At 39.4% G+C, this 5,154-nt stretch carries 5 protein-coding genes; 1 reads left to right on the top strand and 4 read right to left on the bottom strand.

Translation table 11 applies throughout. From position 1 onward, the window contains the following. A partial coding sequence (locus K6D58_RS01280) for a penicillin-binding transpeptidase domain-containing protein (RefSeq protein ID WP_296826737.1) occupies positions 1-1,576 on the top strand: 1,576 nt, incomplete at its 5' end. A 71-nt stretch (positions 1,577-1,647) separates the two neighbouring features. On the opposite strand, the gene K6D58_RS01275 is transcribed toward K6D58_RS01280, so the two are convergent. The 4 genes from K6D58_RS01275 to K6D58_RS01260 form a co-directional block, all read right to left on the bottom strand. After that, positions 1,648-2,694, bottom strand: a complete 1,047-nt coding sequence (locus tag K6D58_RS01275) for a hypothetical protein (protein ID WP_296826735.1) — start codon at positions 2,692-2,694, stop codon at positions 1,648-1,650. Positions 2,695-2,787: 93 nt separating this feature from the next. After that, positions 2,788-3,192 (bottom strand): C-GCAxxG-C-C family protein, encoded by a 405-nt coding sequence (locus tag K6D58_RS01270; protein ID WP_296826734.1) that lies wholly within the window; start codon positions 3,190-3,192, stop codon positions 2,788-2,790. A 1-nt stretch (position 3,193) separates the two neighbouring features. After that, positions 3,194-3,967 carry a pyruvate formate-lyase-activating protein gene (gene pflA, locus K6D58_RS01265; RefSeq protein WP_296826733.1) on the bottom strand — a complete coding sequence of 258 codons (774 nt, stop codon included), beginning with the start codon at positions 3,965-3,967 and terminating at the stop codon, positions 3,194-3,196. A 62-nt stretch (positions 3,968-4,029) separates the two neighbouring features. Then, on the bottom strand, positions 4,030-4,887 hold the full coding sequence (locus K6D58_RS01260; protein ID WP_296826731.1) for an RluA family pseudouridine synthase: 858 nt from the start codon (positions 4,885-4,887) through the stop codon (positions 4,030-4,032). Positions 4,888-5,154: the final 267 nt, after the last annotated feature.

The following is a 5,154-nucleotide window of genomic DNA, read 5'->3' as shown; positions in this document are numbered from 1 at the left end:
GGCCCGTCATTTTACAGAAATGCTGCTTTATGAAAAGAACATTCGAAGTCAGGAGCCTGTCCACACTACAATAGACCTTAATATTCAGGAACAATGCGAAAAAATCTTTACTTCTTATTTGAACAGGAACAAAAGCTTTGGGGTAAAAAATGCCGCCCTCCTTTTACTTGACTGGAAAAAGATGGAAATAATAGCAAATATTGGTTCTGCAAACTATTATGATGATTCAATTGAAGGCAAGGTAAATGCAACAACAGCAAAACGTTCTCCCGGTTCTACATTAAAACCTTTTATTTATGGCATGGCTCTGGAAGAAGGCCTTATTCATTACAGAAGCATGCTTAAGGATATTCCGACAACCTTTAATGAATATTCCCCCGATAATTATGGAAGCATTTTTAAGGGGCCGGTTCAAGCCTGGTTTGCCCTTGCCGACAGCCGAAATATTCCGGCAATTTATTTGCAGCAAAACTTAAAGGTCCGAAATCTTTATGATTATATGCAGGAAGCCGGAGTAAGCGGACTTAAGGAAAGAGAGCATTACGGTCTTTCCATAGTTCTTGGAACTGCGGATATTTCCATGCTGGAGCTGGCAAAAATGTACTCTGCCCTTCCAAATGCTGGCCTGCAAAAGGATGTAAAATATTTAATGGAAAGGGGCTCTAAAGAAGAAAAAAGAATGCTGACAGAGGAAAGTGCCTTTATAGTAAGCAAGATGCTTGAAGCGAATGTTCCCCCTTATCAGAATAAACCATCAGAAATAAAGGATATTCCAGTTGCCTACAAAACAGGAACTTCAATTGGATTTAAGGACGCCTGGTCTGCAGGCTTTTTTGACAGATACGTGCTTATTGTTTGGGTAGGAAATTTTGACGGAGAAGGAAACAATGCCTTTTTAGGACGCCAGATGGTAGCTCCCCTCTTCTTTAATCTTGCCTATAGCATCTTATCTGATATTCCCGTAAAAGAAAGACTTGCTCCACGTCCAATGCCAGAAAATGTTATAGAAACAGAGGTCTGTGCCGTATCCGGTGGCCTTCCTACCGAAAACTGCCAGCATAGAGAAAAGGCTTATTTTATTCCGGGTGTCTCTCCAATTGAAAAATGTAAGATTCACAGAAAAATAAACATAGACACTAGAAGCGGTTACCGCACCGACGAAGTTAATAAACCTTATGTAAAAACTGTAATAAGAGAATTCTGGCCAAGTGATTTAGCAGCTCTTTTTGAAGAAGCAGGACTTCCAAGAATTCAGCCGCCAAATTATCCTCCGGAAGATTTTCGCCTGGATTCTGGAAAAGCAGGTTATCCACCAAAAATTACTTCCCTGCTTGGAGGAAGTGATTACATTTACCGTCCAAAGGACCCTGAAAAAAATAAAGTTCTTTTGTATGCTTCATCAGATGCTGATACTAATGAATTACTTTGGTTCAACGGACCAGATTTTATAGGAAGAGCAAAATCAGGGCAGATTCTGGAATGGGAACTAAAACCCGGAATACACGAAATTACAGTAACTGACCAGAAGGGACGTTCAGATTCAATCACAATTTCTGTAAAGGAAACTGAATATTAATAAAAAACCGGCAGACTAATCTGCCGGAAAAAGCATGGACTTAATTTTTTTATGTTATATCATTCCAGAGATTAGAATGAGTATGTCCAGTATACAGGAATTGCAATGCAAGTTTCTGTACCTGTAAATGTAAGAGAAAGACCGGCACCAACTTCATGATGGTCATTAATAGCATAAGCTACGCCAGGATTAATTCCAAGCTCCCAACCATCTTCATCAGCATCGAAATCTGACTTAAAGCTTGCTGCAATAGACACAGAGAAAGGATCTGAAATCTGATATCCAAAAGCAGCTCCTGCATAGAAATCAAAGCCATCATCTTCATCTCCACCAAGAGCCAGTACTAAATCACCGGCAAGAGAAATTGCATCCTTTTCAAAGATTACGCCAGCACTTACAAGGTTTCCGGCTACATCAGCGAATTCGCCGTTATAAGTAAAGCCACCGTTGATTGTAAGACCTTCAAGAGCAAAGAAGGAAACATAGGCACCAATTGAACGTGAATCATTAAGAATATCGCGGAAAGCAGCTCCGAAAGATACTGTATCAGCAATTTCATATTCAGCACCAAAGTTCAGATATGGAGAATCCCAATCATCATATCCACCAAACAAGGAAGTGAAATCAAGACCAGCTCCGATTGTAAGACCTTCGATTGGACGAATAAAGAGACCAAAATCACTTCCGATATTGCCGGCATCAAGATTGCTGTCTTCTACAGGAAGATAAGAACCTGCAATTGAATAGCCCTGGTGGAAACCAATTCCAAGGAGTTCAATAGGACGGAATTCAACAAAGTAATCATTGATTGCATAACCTGCAAGACCATAGCCCTGACCAATTGCCATATATGCGGAAGTCTTATTAAGACCTGTAACTACCTCTGCAGTAGTAAGGAAGAAAGAAATATCAAGACCAAAGTCGAGTTTGTCTGATGTGTATCCAACAACTGTATTATTCTCAAGACCTGCGAAACTTGAATCTGTTTCATCATCTGCAACTGTAATTTCTACAATGTCAGAAGAAAGAGTGTTTTCAAAGCTTACTTCCTGAGCAAAAGCTGCTGCAGAAAAAGCAAGTAATGCGGCTACGAGAATAGTCTTTTTTAATTTAATCATTATATACCCCTTGTTAGAATAAACTAACAGGAGGGGATAATAAACTCTATTTTGTAATTTGTCAAGAAAAAACTTTAAAAATAATTTAAAAAGTTAAATTTTTCCTCTTTCCTTCAGTATTTCTTCAAGATAGGAAACCATTTCAAAGACAAGCTTATCACAATGAGTCTTTCTGGGAATACCAAGTGCGGCATTAGCACGGAGTAAATCTGCACAGTTTACCATATCCTCATGTCGAGATGAAAAATCTTTAATAAGCTTCTGGGTTGTTGCAGGGTCATCTACACCAAAAAGGCCAAGCACCATAAGTCCGCCGGTAATTACACCGCAGGTAAGCCCGCTTTTCATGCCGCTTCCAAAAGCAGCTGCAAGTTTATATGCAGTTTCGTCATCCATATCTAAAGATTGGGTAAAGCTCATTAAAAGAGACTGAGTACAATTGTGATGAGGTTCAACAATGGCACGAATTTCCTTTGCTCGTTCAAGATACTTACTCATTTTATTCCTCCCACTTTGTGTATTTATCACATTCAAGAATCTTCTTTGCATTTGCAACGCGCTCTAAAGTTGGGCTTTCAGTATCCTTTAAGACATAATCAATTCCCAAATCCTTGTATTTTATTGCGCCAAGACCATGATAAGGAAGAACTTCTACTCTCTCTACATTGTGCAGAGTACGAATAAAATCACGAGTCTGAGTAAGATATTCGTCATTATCAGTCCAGCCTGGAACCAAAACATGACGAATCCAGATTGGCTTTTTGATTTCATCAAGATAAGCAAACATTTCGCGGATATTTTTACCTGTCTGGCCGGTCAGCTTAATATGCTCTTCTTCATTAATGTGCTTGATATCCATCAAAAGAATATCTGTCACTTCCATGAGCTTTTCAAACTTTGCAAACCATTTTTTGTCAGCCTCTGAAGCATCAGCTGCACGTCCATTTCTAAAAGGTCCGCCGGCTGTATCAATACAGGTATTTACGCCAAGCTCCTTAAAACGGGTAAAAAGCTCAATAAGAAAATCAATCTGGAAAAGAGGGTCTCCACCACTTACGGTTACCCCACCCTTTTTACCCCAATATTCCTTACAGGACATTGCTTCGGTAACAAGTTCTTCTACGGAATAAAGTTTACCATCTGTCATTTTCCAGGTATCAGGATTATGGCAGTAAAGACATCTTAAAGGACAACCTGAAAAAAAGATTATAAAACGGCTGCCAGGTCCGTCTGCACATCCAAAACTTTCCAACTGATGAATATATCCCTGCATAATTTTCCTCTCTTATAAAATATAATAATAAATCAGCTTCAAGTAACGTTTAATAGTATACACTATTTACGATAATTTTTCCCTCTTTCAATAAAATTCATATGAGATTTTTGCTTTCCAGTAAGGGGCCGCTTTGAAGTAATATCTTCTGATTTTTTATGATAATCAGACTGATTTTTTTCTTTCCTGAAAGAAGACCTTGAAGCATCCCCTTTCTTTACAAATTCTTTCCAGGCGGCAGGTTCCTCAACTTCAAACCTCAACTTTTCCCCTGTAAAAGGATGAGTAAATTCCAAAGTGCAGGCATGAAGACAAAGACGTCCAAAAGGATTGCTTTGAGCCCTATGTTCTTCATCACCCGCAATAGGATAACCGTGAGCCGCAAGATGAGCACGAATCTGATTTTTCTTTCCTGTATCCAGAGAAAGCTCAAAAAGTATATGACTTTTCCCCTTTTCCAGCATCTTATAATGAGTTCTTGCAGGCATAGTCTTAAAGCTATGTCCGGACTTATCTAAATCACCTTCTTTGGGAACAAAGCCTACGTTATAGGCATTCTGGGATAAATCATCATCTATAAGACCTGAATCTGCAAGCGGATTTCTCCTGGCCTTAGAAGATATTTCTCCAAGTGCATGGTATAAACGCTCGCTTACCATTTTATGCCAGTTATCCATTATCTTTTGCTGAGCCTGCTCTGTTAGAGCAAACATCATGACACCACTGGTATCCCGGTCCAAACGATGAACAGGATAAGGCTTATGTTTTGAATTTACAGCCCCTCTCTTTCTCAGAATATCTTCCAGCAAAGACTGGGCAGTATGTTTTTTACAGCCTGAATAAGGAACACTTAAAAGACCTGCTGGCTTATTAATTACTAGAAGCCACTGATCCTGATATAAAATCTCAATTTTATCCATAAGTTCGCGTATTTTAGCATTTTACTGTGAAAATAGCCACATCCATAAAAAAACCGCTCCGGCAAAGCGAAACGGTTTTTGACATCTGTCATTGTCCAGCTTGACCAGACAATCCCTTATTAAAGGCTTGCGTGAGTCGCAGCCTTCGGCTGCTTCACGAGTTTGCTTGCGCAAACTCGCATGTTCACACTACATTCAAACTAGAGTGACGCATGACATGTTCTGGCAATTACGTCGTCCTGCTGTTCCTTTGTAAGGTTGATGAAG

Origin of the sequence: Treponema sp. (genome assembly GCF_024696245.1) — a bacterium.
GTDB lineage: Bacteria > Spirochaetota > Spirochaetia > Treponematales > Treponemataceae > Treponema_D.
This window is presented reverse-complemented; position numbering and strand designations above follow the sequence as displayed.